At 71.8% G+C, this 18,327-nt stretch carries 13 protein-coding genes; 4 read left to right on the forward strand and 9 right to left on the reverse strand.

The features are described from left to right. Positions 1-55 precede the first annotated feature (55 nt). Entirely contained in the window at positions 56-649 is a 594-nt protein-coding gene (locus ACFYY7_RS35580) for a hypothetical protein (protein ID WP_072487235.1), read from the reverse strand. Between the two features lie 229 nt (positions 650-878). Next, complete coding sequence (gene proS / locus ACFYY7_RS35585; RefSeq protein ID WP_388667924.1) at positions 879-2,294, reverse strand: proline--tRNA ligase; 1,416 nt, start codon at positions 2,292-2,294, stop codon at positions 879-881. Positions 2,295-2,550: 256 nt separating this feature from the next. Between proS and ACFYY7_RS35590 the strand changes: the two genes are divergently transcribed. After that, positions 2,551-3,411 carry a class I SAM-dependent methyltransferase gene (locus tag ACFYY7_RS35590; protein WP_388667925.1) on the forward strand — a complete coding sequence of 287 codons (861 nt, stop codon included), beginning with the start codon at positions 2,551-2,553 and terminating at the stop codon, positions 3,409-3,411. Between the two features lie 69 nt (positions 3,412-3,480). Here ACFYY7_RS35590 and ftsH read toward each other — a convergent pair whose 3' ends face one another. From ftsH to ACFYY7_RS35620, 6 genes are all read right to left on the reverse strand, one after another. Next, the gene (gene ftsH, locus ACFYY7_RS35595) at positions 3,481-5,394 is read right to left on the reverse strand and encodes an ATP-dependent zinc metalloprotease FtsH (protein WP_388667926.1); all 1,914 of its coding nucleotides are present in this window, start codon (positions 5,392-5,394) and stop codon (positions 3,481-3,483) included. A gap of 152 nt (positions 5,395-5,546) precedes the next feature. Continuing rightward, a complete protein-coding gene (gene ffh / locus ACFYY7_RS35600) occupies positions 5,547-7,094 on the reverse strand; it encodes a signal recognition particle protein (RefSeq protein ID WP_266729434.1) in 1,548 nt (515 codons plus the stop codon). Between the two features lie 125 nt (positions 7,095-7,219). Further along, complete coding sequence (locus tag ACFYY7_RS35605) at positions 7,220-9,676, reverse strand: [protein-PII] uridylyltransferase (RefSeq protein WP_388667927.1); 2,457 nt, start codon at positions 9,674-9,676, stop codon at positions 7,220-7,222. Between the two features lie 146 nt (positions 9,677-9,822). Further along, positions 9,823-10,161 carry a P-II family nitrogen regulator gene (locus ACFYY7_RS35610; RefSeq protein ID WP_388667928.1) on the reverse strand — a complete coding sequence of 113 codons (339 nt, stop codon included), beginning with the start codon at positions 10,159-10,161 and terminating at the stop codon, positions 9,823-9,825. Further along, on the reverse strand, positions 10,158-11,510 hold the full coding sequence (locus ACFYY7_RS35615) for an ammonium transporter (protein ID WP_376632060.1): 1,353 nt from the start codon (positions 11,508-11,510) through the stop codon (positions 10,158-10,160). Before ACFYY7_RS35615 ends, ACFYY7_RS35610 begins: the two co-directional genes overlap by 4 nt. A gap of 368 nt (positions 11,511-11,878) precedes the next feature. Beyond that, the gene (locus ACFYY7_RS35620) at positions 11,879-13,351 is read right to left on the reverse strand and encodes a hypothetical protein (protein WP_388667929.1); all 1,473 of its coding nucleotides are present in this window, start codon (positions 13,349-13,351) and stop codon (positions 11,879-11,881) included. Between the two features lie 424 nt (positions 13,352-13,775). On the opposite strand from ACFYY7_RS35620, the gene ACFYY7_RS35625 reads away from it, so the two are divergent. Next, the gene (locus ACFYY7_RS35625; RefSeq protein WP_388667930.1) at positions 13,776-14,435 is read left to right on the forward strand and encodes a bifunctional DNA primase/polymerase; all 660 of its coding nucleotides are present in this window, start codon (positions 13,776-13,778) and stop codon (positions 14,433-14,435) included. A 122-nt stretch (positions 14,436-14,557) separates the two neighbouring features. Here the strand turns inward: ACFYY7_RS35625 and ftsY are convergent, their stop codons facing one another. Beyond that, entirely contained in the window at positions 14,558-15,769 is a 1,212-nt protein-coding gene (gene ftsY, locus ACFYY7_RS35630) for a signal recognition particle-docking protein FtsY (protein ID WP_388667931.1), read from the reverse strand. Positions 15,770-15,878: 109 nt separating this feature from the next. Here ftsY and ACFYY7_RS35635 point away from each other — a divergent pair, with 109 nt between their 5' ends. Both ACFYY7_RS35635 and ACFYY7_RS35640 read left to right on the forward strand, forming a co-directional pair. Next, entirely contained in the window at positions 15,879-17,294 is a 1,416-nt protein-coding gene (locus tag ACFYY7_RS35635; protein WP_388667932.1) for a purine-cytosine permease family protein, read from the forward strand. 58 nt (positions 17,295-17,352) lie between these two features. Beyond that, positions 17,353-18,327 carry an LLM class flavin-dependent oxidoreductase gene (locus ACFYY7_RS35640; RefSeq protein ID WP_388667933.1) on the forward strand — a complete coding sequence of 325 codons (975 nt, stop codon included), beginning with the start codon at positions 17,353-17,355 and terminating at the stop codon, positions 18,325-18,327.

An 18,327-nucleotide genomic window follows, 5' to 3' on the forward strand; every position in this document is an offset into this window, starting at 1 on the left:
AGGGGTCCTGTGCGACTGTCGAGTACAGCTAGCCATTGTGCCACACCGCGCCGGGTCACCCCACCGCGACTGCGGCTTCCGGGATGCGGAAGGGCTTCCCGCATCCTCCGCAGACGATCGGCGCCTGCGCCAGGACCGACGGGACGACGCGCACATTGCGTCCGCAGTCGCAGACGGCCTTGACACGGACGCCCCCGCCGGAGGAGCCGTGCCGGGCGGCCGGCCCGCGGAAGGAACGCTTGGTGTCGGCGGCGGTGGCAACCGTGTGCGCCTTGAGGGCGCGCTGCAGCCGCTCGATCGTCGGGCGGTAGCGGCGCTTGGCCTCGGGGTTGAGGGCGACCAGCGAGAAGCCGCTGCTGGGGTGGGGCTCCTCGGCGTGGTCGAGGCCCAGCTCCTCGGCGATCGCGAGGAATCTGCGGTTGTGGTAGCGGCCGGCGCGCGAAGTGTCGCGGACGCCTCTCGCGGCGGCGATGCCGTGGACTGCCTCGTGGAGCAGTCGCTCGAAGGAGAGTTCGGCGCCACAGGCGGACGAGGACTCTCCGATCAGGGACTCGGGCGCGGCTAGATCCGGCAGCTCGGGGTGGTACCGCTGAATGTCGGCCCACGCCTGTGCCAGCTCTGCGGCAAGTACAGGTGGTGTCGTGCTCACGTCGTGACAACGAGCGCGAGTGCCCCGGTGTTCCGATTCCGGGCCATCCCAAATAATTTGCACGTACCAGTCAGTTGCCCTTGCATGCGTCCCGACGAGGGCGGGTGCGCAGATCTGTGGAGAAGCCTCACAGCTCGCACCAAGGTGGTACGTAGCGACGTGTACGCCCGGACACCCAGGCAAGCACCGTACGCCGGGGCCCCGGGCGGCCGGGGCGGCGGGTGGGGCGTCAGTAAGCGCGTGCCACCAGGGCGACAGTACCGGGCTCGTCGTCCGAGCCGGGCACCGACCCGTCCCCGGCGACCAGACACCGTACGGACACCCCGTGCTCCGCGAGCCGGGCCTCCCCCGCCGGGCCGAGCGCCGACCAGGTGATGCGGGCCCAGCCGCCCGCGACCGCCGCCTCCACGGCCTCCGCCTCGGTCGTGACGTCGCTGGTGGCCGACTCGCGCCGGCTCCGGGACTCCCGCAGCAGCGCGGCCTGGTCCTCCTCCAGGACCGCCGGGAGCAGTGCGGGCAGGGCATCGACGGCGACCGGCTCCTTCCCGCCGGGGATGCGCCGGACCAGCATCGCGGTGCCGTCCGCCAGATCGCGCGGGCCGATCTCGATCCGTACCGGCACCCCCTTCAGCTCCCAGTCGACCGCGCGGCGGCCGAACGGGGTGTCGGTGCGGTCGTCGGTCTCGGTCCTGATCCCCGCCGCGCGCAGCCGCTGTGCGACGGAGCGGACCGCGCCCAGCACGGCCTCGTCCTCCTTGACCGCGAGGACGACCGCCTGGACGGGTGCGAGCCGCGGCGGCACCCGGAGCCCGTGGTCGTCGCCGTGCGCCATGATCAGGCCGCCGACCATCCGGGTCGAGGAGCCCCACGAGGTCTGCCGGACGAGCTCCTGCCGGCCCTCCTTCGACAGGTAGCGGGTGTGGAAGGCCTTGGCGAAATTGGTGCCGAGCTCGTGGCTCGTACCCATCTGAAGGGCCTTGCCGTCCCGCATCATCGCTTCGATGGTGAGCGTGTTGACGGCCCCGGCGAACCGCTCGGCCGGGGTCTTGCGGCCGAGGACCACATCGATGGCCAGCACATTGGTCATGAAGTCCGCGTACACCTCGCGGTGGATGTACGCGGCGAAGTCCCGGGCCTCCTCGTCGGTGGCATGGGCGGTGTGGCCCTCCTGCCAGAGGAATTCCGTCGTACGGAGGAAGACCCGCGGGCGCATCTCCCAGCGCACCACGTTGGCCCACTGGTTGATCAGCAACGGCAGATCTCGGTAGCTCTGCACCCACTTCGAGAAGTACTCGTTGATGATCGTCTCGGAGGTCGGCCGCACCACCACGGGCTCTTCGAGCTCTTTCCCGCCGCCTCGGGTGACCACCGCGAGCTCCGGCGCGAAGCCCTCGACGTGCTCGGCCTCGCGTGTCAGGTAAGACTGGGGGATGAAGAGCGGGAAGTAGGCGTTGCGGGCGCCCGCCTGTTTGATGCGGGCATCCATCTCCTGCTGCATCCGCTCCCACAGGCTGTATCCGTACGGCCGGATGACCATGGTGCCGCGCACCGGGCCGTTGTCCGCGAGTTCGGCCTTGTTGATCAGATCCTGGTACCAGCGGGGAAAGTCCTCGGCCTGGGGCGTGAGAACGGGTGCCTTTGCCATGGCGCGCATCGTACGGCGACACGGCCCACCGCACGGGGCGACGGGCCCCGGGGCCACGGGCCTTACCCACGGACGCGTCACCGCTCCACGCGGCCATTGCCATCGGACCCCTGGACGCGGACGCGGATGCGCAGTTCTCTGACATACGGGGGAAGCGGGGGGGCGCACGGAAGCGGGGGGCTTGCATACGGGGGAGCATCCACTCGGGCACTACCGATCGGACACGGCCGACCTCTCGGCGGATTGGGGCGCTTTCATGACACGCACGCTCGTCCGGCACCACAGCCACGCGGAATCGTCCACCCCGGTGGACCCCGGCAACCGTGCCCGGGACTGGGCCGAGATCCAGGAGCGGATGCTGGCACCGCTGTACGAAGCGGTGTACGAGCGGCTCGAAGTGGGATCCGGTACCCGGCTGCTCTCCCTGGGCTGCGGCTCCGGTCTCGCGCTGCTGATCGCGGCCGCCCGGGGCGCGCGCGTCACCGGCGTGGACACCGACCTCGAACGTCTGGCGCTCGCCCGGACCCGGTTGCTGCCCGATCCGGGAAGCGACGCCGGTTCCGGGGCCGGCCGGCCCCGGCTCCTGGAGGGTGATCCGTCCGGGGCCCGGCCCCGCGACGGGATGCCGTACGACCTGATCACCGCGTTCACGCCGATCGGCTGCTCGTCCGACGACGGCGAGGGGCTGGTGGCCGCGCTGCGGTCCGCGGTGCCGCTGGCCGGGCGGGGCAGCACCGTGGTGCTCACCGGCTGGGGTCCGCCGGAGCGCTGCGCGACGGCGCCCGTGCTGCGGGTGGCCGGGCGGCTGTCCGACCGGGACCGGGCCTCCCGCGAGGGCGGCTGGCGGCCGTCGGGCCGGGACGACCTGGAGGAGCTGGCGTTCCGGGCGGGCCTGAATCCCGACGGCTCGGGCCGGGTGGCGTGCCCGTTCGGGTACGCGGACCTGGACAGCGCGGTGCGGGGGCTGCTCTCCACCCGGGTCTTCGACGCGGCGGTACGGGCGACGGACCGTGCCCAGGTGGAGAAGGAGGTCGCACAGGCCCTCCATCCGCACCGCCGCCGGGACGGCACGGTCTGGATGCCGAACGTCTTCCGCTATCTCGTGTGCACGACCTGAGCGGCCATCCCGTGTGCACGACCTGAACGGGCCGTCCCCCGCGCACCACCCGAACGGCCGCGGCGGCCGTCACTTCCCCAGTCGGGTGATGCCGGCCGCCCGGTACGCCTCGGCCTCGTCCAGCGTCTCGTTCGCCAGGAGCGCGGCGGAGAGCGAGTCCAGCCGCTCCCGGTTCTCGCGCAGCAGCCGGCAGGCCACCTCGTAGCACTCGTCCACGATCCGCCGCATCTCGCCGTCCACCGCGTCGAGCGTGGCGGGGGCCGCCGACAGTCCGTACGCCTGCTGGGCGTCGCTCGGGATCGCCGTCAGCCTGCCCACCTTGTGGCTCATGCCCCAGCGGCCGACCATGCCGCGGGCCAGGTTGGTGACCTGTTCCAGGTCGCTCTCCGCGCCGGTGGTGATCACCCCGAAGACCACCTGTTCGGCCGCCATGCCGCCGAGCGCCCCGACGATGCGGCCGCGCAGGTACTCCTCGGTGTACGCGTACTTGTCGGCGTCCGGCGTCGAGAGCGTGACGCCCAGCGCCCTGCCGCGCGGCACGATGGTGACCTTGCGGACCGGGTCGGCGCCCGGCTGCACCATGCCGAGCAGGGCGTGGCCGCTCTCGTGGTACGCGGTCCTGCGGCGTTCCTCGTCGGACATGACCAGTGAGCGTTCCGCGCCGAGCTGGACCTTCTCCAGGGCGTCCGAGAAGTCGGGCTGGGTGACCTCGGACTGGCGGCGCTTGACCGCCAGGAGTGCGGCCTCGTTGGCCAGGTTGGCCAGATCCGCGCCGGTCATGCCGGGTGTCGTGCCGGCCACCTGGGCCAGGTTCACATCGGGGGCGAGCGGGATCTGCCGGGTGTGGATCTCCAGGATCGCCTCCCGGCCGCTCCGGTCCGGCGGGCTGACCTGGACGATCCGGTCGAAGCGGCCGGGCCGGGTGAGCGCGGGGTCGAGCACGTCGGCGCGGTTGGTGGCGGCGAGCACGACGACGCCCTCCGAACCGGAGAAGCCGTCCATCTCGGTGAGGATCTGGTTGAGCGTCTGCTCGCGCTCGTCGTGGCCGCCCATGCCGGAGCCGCCGCCGCGGGCCCGGCCGATGGTGTCGATCTCGTCGATGAAGACGATGGCGGGGGCGACCTTGCGCGCCTCCGCGAAGAGTTCCCGCACCCGGCTCGCGCCGACACCGACGATCATCTCGATGAACTCGGAGGCCGACGCCGAGAAGAACGGCACCCCTGCCTCACCGGCGACGGCACGGGCCAGCAGGGTCTTGCCGGTGCCGGGCGGTCCCGCGAGGAGCACCCCGCCGGGCATCCGGGCACCCATCTTCCGGTACGCCTGCGGGTTCTTCAGGAAGTCCACGACATCGTTGAGTTCGCCCTCGACCTCGTCGATCCCGGCCACGTCCTTGAAGGTGGTGCGCTTGGAACCCTCCAGTTCGACGGGCTTGGGCGGGGCCTTGCGGCCGAATCCGCCCATCCCGCCGCCCATGCCCCGGGACATCCGCCGGGCGATGAACACCCAGAGCACTACGAGCAGCAGCATGGGTGCGAGCGAGATCAGCAGGTTGGCGAGGAAGCTGCGCTGCTGGACGACCGGCTCGGCGGTGACCGTGACGTCGTCCTTGACCAGTTCGGCCCAGAGGTTGTCGTCCGCGAAGGCCGGCCGCTGGGTTTCGAACTTCGTGTACTTCTTGTCGCTCCCCGGGACCTTCGCCTCCTTCTTGAGCTGCCCCTGGATGGAGTCGCCCTTGGAGTAGATCTTGGAGACATTGCCCGAGGTGACCTGCTTGCTGAACTCCGTGTACGCGATCGTCCGCTGCTCCTCCCCGTTGAAGAAGGACAGCACCAGATTGGCGATCAGATAGACGGCGAGCGCGGTCAGCAGCAGTCCGCCCCAGCCTCCCGGCATCTTCCGGCCGGGCGGCGGGGGCGGTGGGGCGCCCTCGGAGCGCCACGGCTGATCGGTCCGGTCACGGGGAGGTACGGGGTTGGTCACGCGTGCTCCTCTGCCGACTGCCGTTGAGGCGACAGTAAGGGAGGAACGCGGACAAAGCCCTCCCAGAGCCTGTCCGATGGGCCCTTGGGGGGACGGCGTACGACAGCCGTGGCGAACCCGGGCCGGCCCGGCCCGGGTTCATTCGGTCCGGGTCAGCCCATGAACTTCTTGAACTCGTCCGGCAGCTCGAAGTTCTTGTCCTCCTGCGCCGGCAGGCCGAACGCGCCGCCCTGCGCCGCCTGCTCGCGACGGGCCGCCGCGGCCTGCTCCTCGGCCTTGCGCTTCATCGGGTTGCCGCTCTTGCGCTTGCCCTTGGCCTGCTTGACCTGCTTCTTCTGCCGACCGGGGCCACCGCCCATGCCCGGCATCCCGGGCATCCCCGGCATGCCGCCGCCCTGAGCCATCTTCGACATCATCTTGCGGGCGTCGAAGAACCGCTCCACCAGGTTCTTCACCGCGCTGACCTCGACACCGGAACCCTTGGCGATACGGGCCCGGCGCGAGCCGTTGATGATCGTCGGTTCGGCGCGCTCCTTCGGGGTCATCGACTTGATGATCGCGGCGGCGCGGTCCACGTCCCGCTCGTCGATGTTGTTGATCTGGTCCTTGATCTGCCCCATGCCGGGCAGCATGCCGAGCAGCTTGGAGATGGAGCCCATCTTCCGGACCTGCTCCATCTGGGACAGGAAGTCGTCGAGCGTGAAGTCCTTGCCCTTGCTGGACGCCAGCTTGGAGGCCATTTTGGCGGCCTCTTCCTGGCTGAAGGTCTTCTCCGCCTGCTCGATCAGGGTGAGCAGGTCACCCATGTCGAGGATGCGGGACGCCATGCGGTCGGGGTGGAAGGCGTCGAAGTCCTCGAGCTTCTCACCGTTCGACGCGAACATGATCTGCTTGCCCGTGACATGGGCGATCGACAGGGCCGCACCACCGCGGGCGTCACCGTCGAGCTTGGAGAGCACCACGCCGTCGAAGCCGACGCCGTCACGGAAGGCCTCGGCGGTGTTGACCGCGTCCTGGCCGATCATCGCGTCGACGACGAAGAGGATCTCGTCGGGGCCGACGGCGTCGCGGATGTCCGCGGCCTGCTGCATCAGCTCCTGGTCGATACCGAGTCGGCCCGCGGTGTCGACGACGACGACGTCGTACTGCTTGGACCGCGCGTACTCGATCGAGTCCTTGGCGACCTGGACCGGGTCACCGACGCCGTTGCCCGGCTCGGGCGCGTACACCGCGACACCGGCGCGGTCGGCGACGACGCTGAGCTGGTTGACGGCGTTGGGGCGCTGGAGGTCGCAGGCGACGAGGAGCGGGGAGTGGCCCTGGCCCTTGAGCCAGAGGCCGAGCTTTCCGGCGAGGGTGGTCTTACCGGCACCCTGGAGACCGGCGAGCATGATCACGGTGGGCGCGGTCTTGGCGAACCGCAGCCGACGCGTCTCGCCGCCGAGGATGCCGACGAGCTCCTCGTTGACGATCTTGACGACCTGCTGGGCCGGGTTCAGCGCCTGGGAGACCTCGGCGCCGCGCGCCCGCTCCTTGACGTTGGCGATGAAGGCGCGGACGACCGGCAGCGCGACGTCCGCTTCGAGCAGGGCGATACGGATCTCGCGAGCCGTGGCGTCGATGTCCGCCTCGGACAAGCGGCCCTTGCCCCTGAGGTTCTTGAAAGTCGCGGCAAGGCGGTCGGAGAGAGTATCGAACACGGCGCTCGTCGGTCCTCAGGGTCGGGGGCAAAGTGGATTCGGTACCCCAGGGTATCCGGCTCGGAAGAAACGATGACCCCCTGCCCGGGAAATCCGGGGGCGGGCCACGCCGCGTGGTTCCCGCGTCACGCCCGGAGCGCCGCCTCCACCGCGTCCGCCACCGCGAGCGCCCGCTCACCCGGCAGCGGCTTCCCCTCGGTGTCCGTGACGTAGAAGGCGTCCACCGCGTTCGCCCCCAGGGTCGACACATGGGCGCTGCGCACCCGTACCCCGCTCTGCTCCAGCGCCCGGCCGATCCGGTGCAGCAGCCCCGGGGCGTCCTGGGCCCGCACCTCGATCACCGTCGCCAGCCGGGAGCCGGCCGCCGCGACGGTCACCCTCGGCGGCGGGGCCTTCACCCCGCGGCGGCGCGGATAGGCGGCCTCGCGCTCGGCGAGCCGGGCCCGGATGTCCAAGGAGCCGTCCAGGGCGCGTACGAGGTCGGCGCGGAGCCGGACGGCCTGCGGCAGCGAGCCGTACTCGGCCGCGACCCGCCAGCTGAGCAGCAGCACGTCCGCCGAGCCGCCCAGTTCGGTGGGGAGTTCCACGGCGCGCAGGTCGGCGGCGCGCACGGTGAGGCGGTGCAGGGCGAGGACGCCCGCCGCCGCGGGCAGCACGCCTGGCCGGTCGGGCAGGGCGATGTGAAGCTCCACACCTACGGGTTCCGGTTCACCGTCCTCGTCCGGGGCCCCGGCCTGGGCACGCAGCGCCAGGACGGGTCCGCCGGTGCGCAGGGCCTCGATGGCGAGGCGTTCCTGTTCGGCGCCGGGCGCGGCCGGTTCCGGCTCCGGTGGGGCCTGGCCGGCGAGCACGGCGGCGACGCGTCCCACCAGGTCGGCGACGAGGGAGGCCCGCCAGGAGGACCAGGCGGCGGGCCCGGTGGCGCGCGCGTCGGCCTCGGTGAGCGCGTGCAGGAGCTCCAGAGTGGTGGCGGTGCCGACGGCGGTGGCGACGGAGCGGACGGTCGCCGGGTCGTCGAGGTCACGCCGGGTGGCGGTCTCGACGAGCAGCAGGTGGTGGCGTACGAGGGTGGCGATGACGCCCACGTCGTGCTGGTCGAAGCCGATCCGGGCAGCCGTGTCCCGGGCGATCACCTCACCGGCGACGGAGTGGTCGCCGGGCCAGCCCTTGCCGATGTCGTGCAGCAGCGCGGCGACCAGGAGCAGGTCGGGGCGGTGGACGCGGCGGGTCAGGTCGGAGGCCCGGACGGCGGTCTCGACGAGGTGGCGGTCGACGGTCCAGGTGTGGACGGGGTTGCGCTGGGGTCGGCAGTGGACGCGTTCCCAGTCCGGGAGCAGCCGGGTGATGAGCCCTTCGGCTTCGAGCGCCTCCCAGACGGGGACGGTGGCCTCGCCGGCACCGAGGAGGGTGACGAGTTCCTCGCGAGCCTCGGCGGGCCAGGGCACCGGCAGCGGGGGTGCGGCGGTGGCGAGCCGGCGTACGAAGTGGCGGGAGAGCGGGAGTTCGGACTGGGCGGCCGCGGCGGCGGCGCGCAGCACGAGGACGGGGTCGCGTTCGGGGCGGGCGGCGCGGGCGAGGACCACTTCGCCGTCGGCCTCGACGACGCCCTCGGCGAGCGGGGTGCGTTCCGGGGCGGCCGCCCTGCCGCCGCCGAGGATCGCGCGCAGCCGGGGGCGCACGGACCGGGCGCGCAGGACCCGGTCGACCTCGCGCCAGGTGACGTCAGTGGCGTACGCGATGGTGCGGGCGGCCTCGTAGACCTGGCGGAGCAGGGCGTCCGCGTCGAGGAGTCCGAGGGCTTGCGCGACCTGGTCCTGTTCCTGGAGGGCGAGGCGGTCGGTGGCGCGGCCGGTGGTGAGGTGGAGGGCGTCACGGGCGTCGAGCAGGACGCGACGGGCTTCGGCGAGACCTTCGCGGGGGGCGTCGGCGACCCAGGACGCGGCGACGGCGCGCAGCGCGGTGGCGTCCCGCAGTCCGCCGCGGGCCTCCTTGAGGTCGGGTTCGAGGAGGAATTGCAGCTCGCCCTGGCGTTCGGCGCGTTCGCGGCAGAGTTCGTGGAGTGCGGGCAGGCGTTTGGGGGCCTGGTTGCGCCAGTCGGCGAGGACCGCGGTGCGCATCGCGGCGACGAGCCCGAGGTCCCCGGCGACGGGCCGGGCGTCGAGCAGTCCGAGCTGGACCTTGAGGTCCTCGGCCGCGGCCCCGCGCGCCTCGGCGGGGGTGCGTACGGAGTGGTCGAGGGCGAGACCGAGGTCCCAGACGGGGTACCAGACGCGGTCGGCGAGGGCGGCGACGGCCGCGGGGCCGGCGTTCCCGTCGTGCAGGAGCAGCAGGTCGAGGTCGCTGCGCGGGGAGAGTTCACCGCGTCCGTAGCCGCCGACGGCGACGAGGGCGGCGCCCTGGACGCCGGTCTGCCGGGCCGCGCCGGTGAACAGCTCGGTGAGCCAGTCGTCGGTGAGCGAGGCGAGGGCCGCACGGCGCGGCGGCCCGGACCGCGCCTCCTCCTGGAGAAGGCGCAGCCGGGCCGCCGCGTAGCCGCCGGGTTCCGAGTCTGCGGATTCGGTGGTGGTCTCGGTGCTCGTCACCCGGCTGCCTTTCGTTCGGGACCGTCGGCGTTTCGTGACCGGCGGCCTGCGGAGCCGTCGGCCTTCGGAGCCATCGGCGCTTCGGGACCATCGGCGCCCTTCGTAACCGTCGGCTTTCACGGCCGTCGGCGCCTCGGGACCATCCGTCAGAGTGCGTCCGGACCGCGTTCGCCCGTCCGTACCCGGACCGCGGTCTCGACCGGCACGCTCCAGACCTTGCCGTCACCGATCTTGCCGGTGCGGGCGGCCTTCACCACGACATCGATGAGCTGTTCGGATTCCTCGTCCTCGACCAGGACCTCGATCCGGATCTTGGGTACGAGGTCGACGGTGTACTCGGCGCCCCGGTAGACCTCGGTGTGGCCGCGCTGGCGTCCGTACCCGCTTGCCTCGGTGACCGTGAGGCCCTGGACGCCGAAGGTCTGGAGGGCCTCCTTGATCTCGTCCAGCCGGTGTGGCTTCACGACCGCGGTGATGAGCTTCATGCGTCCACCTTCTTCGTCTTCGCTGCTGCCGTGCTGCCCGGGGCGGAGCTCGTGGTGCGCGGGGCCGCGCCGCCGCCCGCTCCGCTGAAGTCGTACGCGGTCTCGGCGTGTTCGACCTGGTCGATGCCGGAGATCTCGTCGTCCTCGGGGACCCGCATCCCGATCGTCCGGTCCAGCAGGAAGGCCAGGATCGCGGAGACGACGAGAGAGTACGCGAGGACGGCGAAGACACCGACGGCCTGCTTGCCGAGCTGTTCGAGGCCGCCGCCGTAGAAGAGGCCCTTGGCGTCGGACTGGACGCCGCCGGTGGCGAAGAGGCCTACGAGGAGGGAACCGGCGATGCCGCCGACGAGGTGGACGCCGACCACGTCCAGGGAGTCGTCGTAGCCGAACCGGTACTTCAGGCCGACGGCCATGGCGCAGAGCACCCCGGCGATCGCGCCGACCGCGATGGCGCCGAGCGGGCTGACCGCGCCGCCGGACGGGGTGATGGCGACGAGTCCGGCGACCGCGCCGGAGGCGGCGCCCAGGGTGGTGAAGGAGCCGTGCCGGAGCTTCTCGTAGCCGAGCCAGGCGAGCATCGCGGCGGCGGTGGCGACCTGGGTGTTGACGAACATCACCGCGCCGACGCCGTCGTCGTTGCCGAGCCACGAGCCGGCGTTGAAGCCGAACCAGCCGAACCAGAGCAGACCGGCGCCGAGCATGACGAGCGGCAGGCTGTGCGGCCGCATCGGGTCCTTCTTGAAGCCGACGCGCTTGCCGATGACGAGGATCACGCCGAGCGCCGCCGCACCGGCGTTGATGTGGACGGCCGTACCGCCCGCGAAGTCGATGACGCCCATCTCGTACAGCCAGCCGCCCGCGCCCCAGACCCAGTGGGCGACGGGGAAGTAGACGACGGTGACCCAGAGCGTGATGAACAGGGCCCACGAGGTGAACTTGACCCGGTCGGCGAGGGCGCCGCTGATCAGGGCCGGGGTGAGCACGGCGAACATCAGCTGGAAGACGGCGAAGACGTAGACCGGGATCGTGTAGCCGTCCCAGAGCTGAGTGACGCCGATCCCGCTGAGTCCGAGGTAGTCCGAGCTCCAGCCGACGACGGAGCCGATGTCGGTGCCGAAGGCGAGGCTGAACCCGAAGAGCACCCACAGGATCGTGACGATCCCGAGGCTGATGAAGCTCATCATCAGCATGTTGAGGGTGCTCTTGACGCGGACCATGCCTCCGTAGAAGAAGGCCAGGGCCGGGGTCATCAGCATCACCAGGGCGGAGCAGATCAGCATGAACCCGGTGTTGGCGGCAGACAGCGTCGGGGTGTCTGCGGCAAGCGTCGTGATGCCTGGGGGCATCGGCGTCTCCTCGTCGTCGGTGCGGCCGCGTGCGGGCGATGGGAGCGGCACCACGTGCGGGACCACTGGGGAAAAGGTGCGGGCCGGTTATGGGCTAGACATTCACCCAGTGCGGTTTCCGCCGATGCCGCACGGTGTTTCACCGTGGTGACGAAGAGGTCCGGTGTGTTACGTCGCCATGAACCGGCGGTGGCGCGACCGGCGCCGGGCCTGTCCCGCGGCCGGGGCCGCATACGGTGCGGTTACGACTCTGGCGTACGGGCACGGCAACGCGAACCGGCCACGCCGACCACCCGCTGACCTGGCAATCGGGGGAGCCGAAGTCGGTCTGTGCGGGGTGGTCGCCGTGGCCGGGGCCGGGGTGCTGCTCAGACCGCTTCTGCGGTCTCCGGCAGCTGCTCGGTGAGGAGGTCGGTGAGCCTGGCGACCTCGGGGATGTCCCCGAAGTCCCTGGCAGCGGTGTCCACGGTCTTGCGGAGCCGGGTGTTGACCCGCTCGGAGCGGATCTTCCTGGCGACGCGCAGGGCCTTCTCGGCCAGCACCGTCGACTGTTCGGGCTCGCGCTTGAGGAGGTGGACGGTGGCGAGACCGATCAGGTTGAGCGCGTAGGACCGCTGGTGCTCGTCGTCGTCACCGAAGAGCTGGACGGCCTTCTCCATCAGGGGCTCGGCGAGCGAGGCGTACGTGGGGCTGCGGCCCGCCACATAGGCGAGGTCGCGGTAGGAGTGGGAGTTCTCGCCGTTGAGCTCGGCCTCCGAGAAGAAGCGGATCCAGTCGGGCTCGGGCTCGCCGTCGATGCCCACGTCGAGGAAGGTGTCCTCGGCCATCCGGACGGCCCGCTTGCACTTGCTGGGCTGGCCCATGTTGGCGTACGCGCGGGCCTCCATCGCATACAGCATGGCCTGGGTGCGCGGGGTGGCGCAGTCCCGGCTGCCGTACTGCGCGAGGTGGATCAGTTCGAGGGCGTCGTCGGGCCGTCCGAGGTGGATCATCTGGCGGCTCATGCTGGACAGGATGTACGAGCCCAGAGGCTTGTCACCGGCCTCCTTGGAGGCGTGCAGCGCGAGTACGAAGTACTTCTGGGCGGTGGGCTGGAGGCCGACGTCGTAACTCATCCAGCCCGCCAGCTCGGCCAGCTCGGCGGCGCACCGGAAGAGCCGTTTGGCGGTGGCCTCGGGCTGCGGTTCCTGGAGCAGGTCGGTGACCTCGTGGAGCTGTCCGACGACGGCCTTGCGGCGCAGTCCGCCGCCGCACTGCGCGTCCCACTGGCGGAACATCGCGGTGGTCGACTCCAGCAGATCGAGCTCGGGGCCGGAGAGCCTGGAGGGGCGGCGGGCCGCCGCCGGGTCCGGTTCGGCGGGGCCGGCGGCGGAGACGGGGACCAGCCAGCGCTGCATCGGCTCGATGAGCGCGGGTCCGGCGGCCAGGGCGAGCGAGGAGCCGAGGAATCCCCGGCGGGCGAGCATCAGGTCGCTGCGGGAGAACTCGTTGAGCAGGGCGACGGTCTGCGGTCCCGCCCAGGGCAGGTCGACGCCGGACACGGACGGCGACTGGTGCGCGGAGCGCAGTCCGAGGTCCTCGATGGCGACGACGGCGCCGAAGCGCTCCGAGAAGAGCTCCGAGAGGATGCGCGGGATCGGCTCGCGCGGCTGCTCGCCGTCGAGCCAGCGGCGCACCCGGGACGTGTCGGTGCTGATGTGGTGGGCGCCCATCTGGCGCGCCCGGCGGTTGACCTGGCGCGCGAGCTCGCCCTTCGACCAGCCGCTTCGCACGAACCATGAGCTCAATTGCTCATTGGGGCGCTTGCCGGCATTCGAATCGCCTGCGCCGCTGCCACTCACTGGAACGCCCCCATCCGCCGAATACCTGTCGCGCGAACCATTACCAGAATGCCCTGAGCCGATGCCGCCCATGCGGAGGTCGCGCACTATCGAACATGAAATCGGGTTGCCTCCGGCATACCCACGGGCGCACATACTTCCATGGTTCGTGTACCGACGGTAATCCTACGATCACCCCCCGGGCGAGGGCCCTTGCAGAAACGCCACCATTCGCCACCCCTTCGAATGAACGCCACCCCCGTCGAGCGCGATTCACTTGACACACGGCGATCAGCAGGGGGCGCAGTGATGGGCAACGGGGAGCGCGAAGAATCTCGCACGACCCCGAATATCACCGGCGCACCCCGAATCGTCGGCGACGACGGAGCGTAACGACTCCGGTCCGCGTCGTAACCACCGGCGAGCCGGACCCGTTGGAGGGGGCATGGGCTTCACGATCGGCGGCATCCGCGAGATGCGCACCGGCTCACGGCGCCGCGGCCGTGCGGCCGAGTACACGGCGGTGGCCGAGTGCACGGGGCTGTGGGGCTGGGCCGTCGTGCCGGGTGCGCGAGCAGCGGCCGGCCGCTGCTCCTGCGGGCAGGCGGGCTGCCCCTCCCCCGGCGCCCATCCGCTGGACTTCGCCCCCGAGGTCCCCGCGGGCGCCATGCTCGACGCGGCGGCCGACGCCTGGGCCCGGACGCCGGGCGCCTCGATGCTGCTGCCGGTGGGCCGCTCCTTCGACGTGCTCGATGTCGCCGAGGCGGCGGGCCGCCGGGCCCTGGTGCGGATGGAGCGGATGGGGCTGCCGCTCGGCCCGGTCGCGGTGACCCCGGCCGGGCGGGCGCAGTTCTTCGTGGCCCCGGGCGCCGCCGCCGAGCTCCCGCAGCTGCTGTACCGGATGGGCTGGGACGACGCGGGGCTGGACCTGCGGGCACTGGGGCCCGGCTGCCACATCACCGCCCCGCCGTCCGACGAGGGCGGCCTGGGCCCGGTCCGCTGGCTGCGCCCGCCGGAGCTGGACACGGCGGCCGCGCCGCCGCAGGCCCGGCTGTTGCTGGGCACGCTGGCGTACAGCTGCCATCGCGCGCCGCTCTGCGGCTGAGCGCGCGGCAGCCGGTCCCGTAACCCGTCCTGCAGCAACGCCCCAACCGTCCCCCGTAACGCCGAAGAGCCCGACCGCTGCTTGCGCCATGCGGTCGGGCTCTTCGGGTGCGGTGCGGGGTCTCAGTCGCCGATCAGGGCGTCCACGAACGCCTCCGGTTCGAACGGGGCCAGGTCGTCCGGTCCCTCGCCGAGACCGACGAGCTTCACCGGTACGCCCAGTTCGCGCTGGACGGCGATGACAATGCCGCCCTTGGCGGTGCCGTCCAGCTTGGTGAGCACGATGCCGGTGATGTCCACGACCTCGGCGAACACCCGGGCCTGCACCAGGCCGTTCTGCCCGGTCGTGGCGTCGAGGACGAGCAGGACCTCGTCGAGCGGTCCGTGCTTCTCGACGACCCGCTTGACCTTGCCGAGCTCGTCCATCAGCCCGGTCTTGGTGTGCAGCCGTCCGGCGGTGTCGATGAGGACCACATCGGCACCCTCGGCGATACCTTCCTTCACCGCGTCGAAGGCGATCGAGGCGGGGTCGCCGCCCTCGGGGCCGCGCACGGTGCGGGCGCCGACGCGCTCGCCCCAGGTCTGGAGCTGGTCGGCGGCGGCCGCCCGGAAGGTGTCGGCCGCGCCGAGCACGACGCTGCGGCCGTCGGCGACGAGCACCCGGGCCAGCTTGCCGGTGGTGGTGGTCTTGCCGGTTCCGTTGACGCCGACGACCATCACGACGCCGGGGGTGTCGAGGCCGCTCTCCGTCTTGACCGCACGGTCGAAGTCGGTGCCGAGCAGGTTGAGGAGCTCCTCGCGCAGCAGCGCGCGCAGCCCCTCGGGGGTACGGGTGCCGAGCACGCGGACGTGCTCGCGGAGGCGCTCCACCAGTTCCTGGGTGGGCGCGACGCCGACGTCGGCGGTGAGGAGGGTGTCCTCGATCTCCTCCCAGGTGTCCTCGTCGAGGTTGTCGCGGGACAGGAGCGTGAGCAGCCCCTTGCCGAGGGAGTTCTGCGAGCGGGCGAGCCGGGCGCGCAGCCGTACCAGACGGCCGGCGGTGGGCTCGGGCACCTCGATGGCGGGGGCGGCGGGCGCCTCCGGCTCGACGGCCTCGGGGGCCTCCTCGGCGGGAGCCTCGGCCTCGGGCGGGCCGACCTCCTCGATGGTGCGGCGCGGTTCCTCGCGCGGCGTCTCGGCTTCCTCGCCGACATGGGGCTCGGCGGGAGGAGTGATGGTCGGCGTGCTCGACGGCGCCGGGGGCAGCTGCTTCTTCTTGCGGCTGCTGACCACGAGCCCGCTGATCACGCCGACCGCGACCAGGGCGATGACTACAGCAAGGATGACGAATTCCATAACCCACCCAGTATCAGTCACGTCCGCCCGCGGGGGCCGCCCCGAAGGATCGCCCGAACATCCCATCGGCCGTTATGCACCTTTTGGCGGTAAAGGTACGATCTTGCCCGTGGAGACCCGCGGCCTGGAGCCCGTCCCCGACAACGAACGCACCGGCCGGGTCCGGACCCTCTTCCCCACCTGGGTCGGCGCGAACCTGACCGTGCTGCTGCTCACCGTCGGCGCCGGGCTCGTCGTCTTCAACGGGCTGAATCTCTGGCAGGTGCTCACGGTCGCCCTCACGGCCTCGGTCATCGGCTTCGGGCTGGTCGGCCTGGTCTCGATCGCGGGCAGACGGGGCGGGGCCCCCGGCATGGCGCTCTCCCGGGCCGTCTTCGGGCAGCGCGGCAATCTGCTGCCCGGAGCGCTGACCTGGGTCGCCCGCTGGGGCTGGGAGACGGTCAACGCGGTCACCGGCACCTACGCGGTGCTCGCCGTGCTGGAACTGCTCTTCGGCGTCACGAGCAGTCACCGGCTGACCCTGGTGACCCTGCTCGCCTTCGTGGGGTGCAGCTGCCTGGTGTCGGGGCTGGGCCTGGGTGCGCTGCGGGTGTGCTGCACCTGGTCGACGTACCTCTTCGGCGGTGTCAGCGTGCTCGTACTGATCCACCTGATCGGCTCGACCGACTGGCGGGGTGCGCTGGGCAGGCCCGCCGGGCCGGTGACGATGATGGTCGCCGGAGTCGGCACCCTGGCGGCCGGCGGTCTCAGCTGGGCCCCGTCGGGCCCGGACTTCACCCGCTATCTGCCGCGCTCGGCGTCCGGCCGGGCGATGATCGGGGCGACCGTGGGCGGCGCCGGGATCGTGTACGTACCGATGGTGCTGATGGGGGCCGTGATGGGGGTCGCCGAACCGGGGCTGGCCGTCACGCGCGACCCGGTCGCGTTCATCGGACCGCTGCTGCCCGGCTGGCTCGCGGTGCCGTATCTGCTGTTCGCCGTGGTCGGCATGGCGCTGATCAACGCGATGTCGCTGTACTCGGCCGGATTCACCGCACAGACCCTGGGATTCATGATCCCCCGCACGTGGGCGGTCGGCATGAACGCGGCCATCAGTCTACTCCTGGGCGCGACCCTGATGGTCACGGCCGCCGGTTTCCTGGATTCCTTCATCTCCTTCCTGACGCTGCTCGCCGTGACGTTCTCCGCGTGGATCGGGGTCTTCGCCGTGGATCTGCTGCGGGGCCGTACGTACGATCCGGCGGCCCTCCTGGACACCACGCCGGCCGGCGCCTACTGGTACACCGGGGGCTTCGCCGTACCGGCCGTGGCCGCGTGGGCCGCGGGGCTGGTGACGGGGCTGCTCTTCACCGGCGTGCGGTGGTTCACCGGGCCGCTCGCCACCACCTGGATCGGGCGCCAGGGGCTGGGCTGGGCGGCCACGATCACCATTTCCGCCGGCCTGTACACGCTCCTGCCGCGTTCCGCCGGACGGGCCCGGGGCGACGGCGACGGTCCCGGCGGCAACACACCTCTACACTTCTGACGCTGCGTCAGCTAATGTCCCGCCTCGCCGAGCCCGCCCGACGATGGGGACAAGTCTCATGGCCTTCACAGTGGTCCGGTTCAACCTCGTCGATCCCGATGCCACCCCCGAGTCGCTCTCGTCCCGCTACCGCGCCGCGCTGGAGATGGCCGCGTACGCCGACGAGCACGCCGTCGACACCGTGCAGACCGAGGAGCACCACGGCGTCGCCAACTCCTGGCTGCCCTCCCCCTTCGTCTTCGCGGGCTCGGTCTTCGGCGCCACCCGCCGGATCGCGGTCACCGTCTCGGCGATCATCGGCCCGCTGCACGACCCGCTGCGGCTGGCCGAGGACATCGCGGTCCTGGACCTGCTGAGCGCCGGCCGGCTGGTCACCGTGGCGGGGATCGGCTACCGGCCCGAGGAGTACGAACAGGCGGGGGTCGAATGGGGCAGGCGCGGCAGGCTCCAGGACGAACTGCTGGAGACGCTGCTCCAGGCGTGGACCGGTGAGCCGTTCCCGTACCGGGGCCGGACGGTCAGGGTCACGCCGCGCCCGTACACCCGGCCGCACCCGCTGCTGCTGGTGGGCGGCAGTTCGCGGGCGGCGGCGCGGCGGGCGGCCCGGCTCGGGCTGCCGTTCTTCCCGAGCGCGCATCTGCCGGAGCTGGAGGCGTACTACCAGCAACTGCGCGCCGAGTTCGGGACGGACGGCTTCTGCATGATGCCCGCCGCCGAGACACCGCTGCTGCACGTGTCCGAGGACCCGGACCGGACCTGGTCCGAGTACGGCGAGCACTTCCTGCACGAGGCACGCACGTACGCCTCCTGGCAGTCCAAGGACATCCGCTCCGCCGTGCGTTCGGCGGCGACGACGGTGCCGGAGCTGCGGGCCGAGGGGGTCTACCGGGTCCTCACGCCCGACGAGTGCGCCGCGGCGGCCACGGAGCTGGACAGTCTGGTGCTGCATCCGCTGTGCGGCGGGATGCCGGTCGAGGAGGGGTGGCGCAGCCTGCGGCTGTTCTGCGAGGCGATCGCGCCGCAGAGCTCCTGA

The organism is Streptomyces sp. NPDC001933 (genome assembly GCF_042890955.1).
Lineage (GTDB): Bacteria > Actinomycetota > Actinomycetes > Streptomycetales > Streptomycetaceae > Streptomyces.

Coding starts and splice junctions, on each gene's coding strand:
- proS (WP_388667924.1), bottom strand. CDS start 2,294: ATGGCAAAGGCACCCGTTCTCACGCCCCAGGCCGAGGACTTTCCCCGC.
- ACFYY7_RS35590 (WP_388667925.1), top strand. CDS start 2,551: ATGACACGCACGCTCGTCCGGCACCACAGCCACGCGGAATCGTCCACC.
- ACFYY7_RS35610 (WP_388667928.1), bottom strand. CDS start 10,161: ATGAAGCTCATCACCGCGGTCGTGAAGCCACACCGGCTGGACGAGATC.
- ACFYY7_RS35615 (WP_376632060.1), bottom strand. CDS start 11,510: ATGCCCCCAGGCATCACGACGCTTGCCGCAGACACCCCGACGCTGTCT.
- ACFYY7_RS35625 (WP_388667930.1), top strand. CDS start 13,776: ATGGGCTTCACGATCGGCGGCATCCGCGAGATGCGCACCGGCTCACGG.
- ftsY (WP_388667931.1), bottom strand. CDS start 15,769: ATGGAATTCGTCATCCTTGCTGTAGTCATCGCCCTGGTCGCGGTCGGC.
- ACFYY7_RS35640 (WP_388667933.1), top strand. CDS start 17,353: ATGGCCTTCACAGTGGTCCGGTTCAACCTCGTCGATCCCGATGCCACC.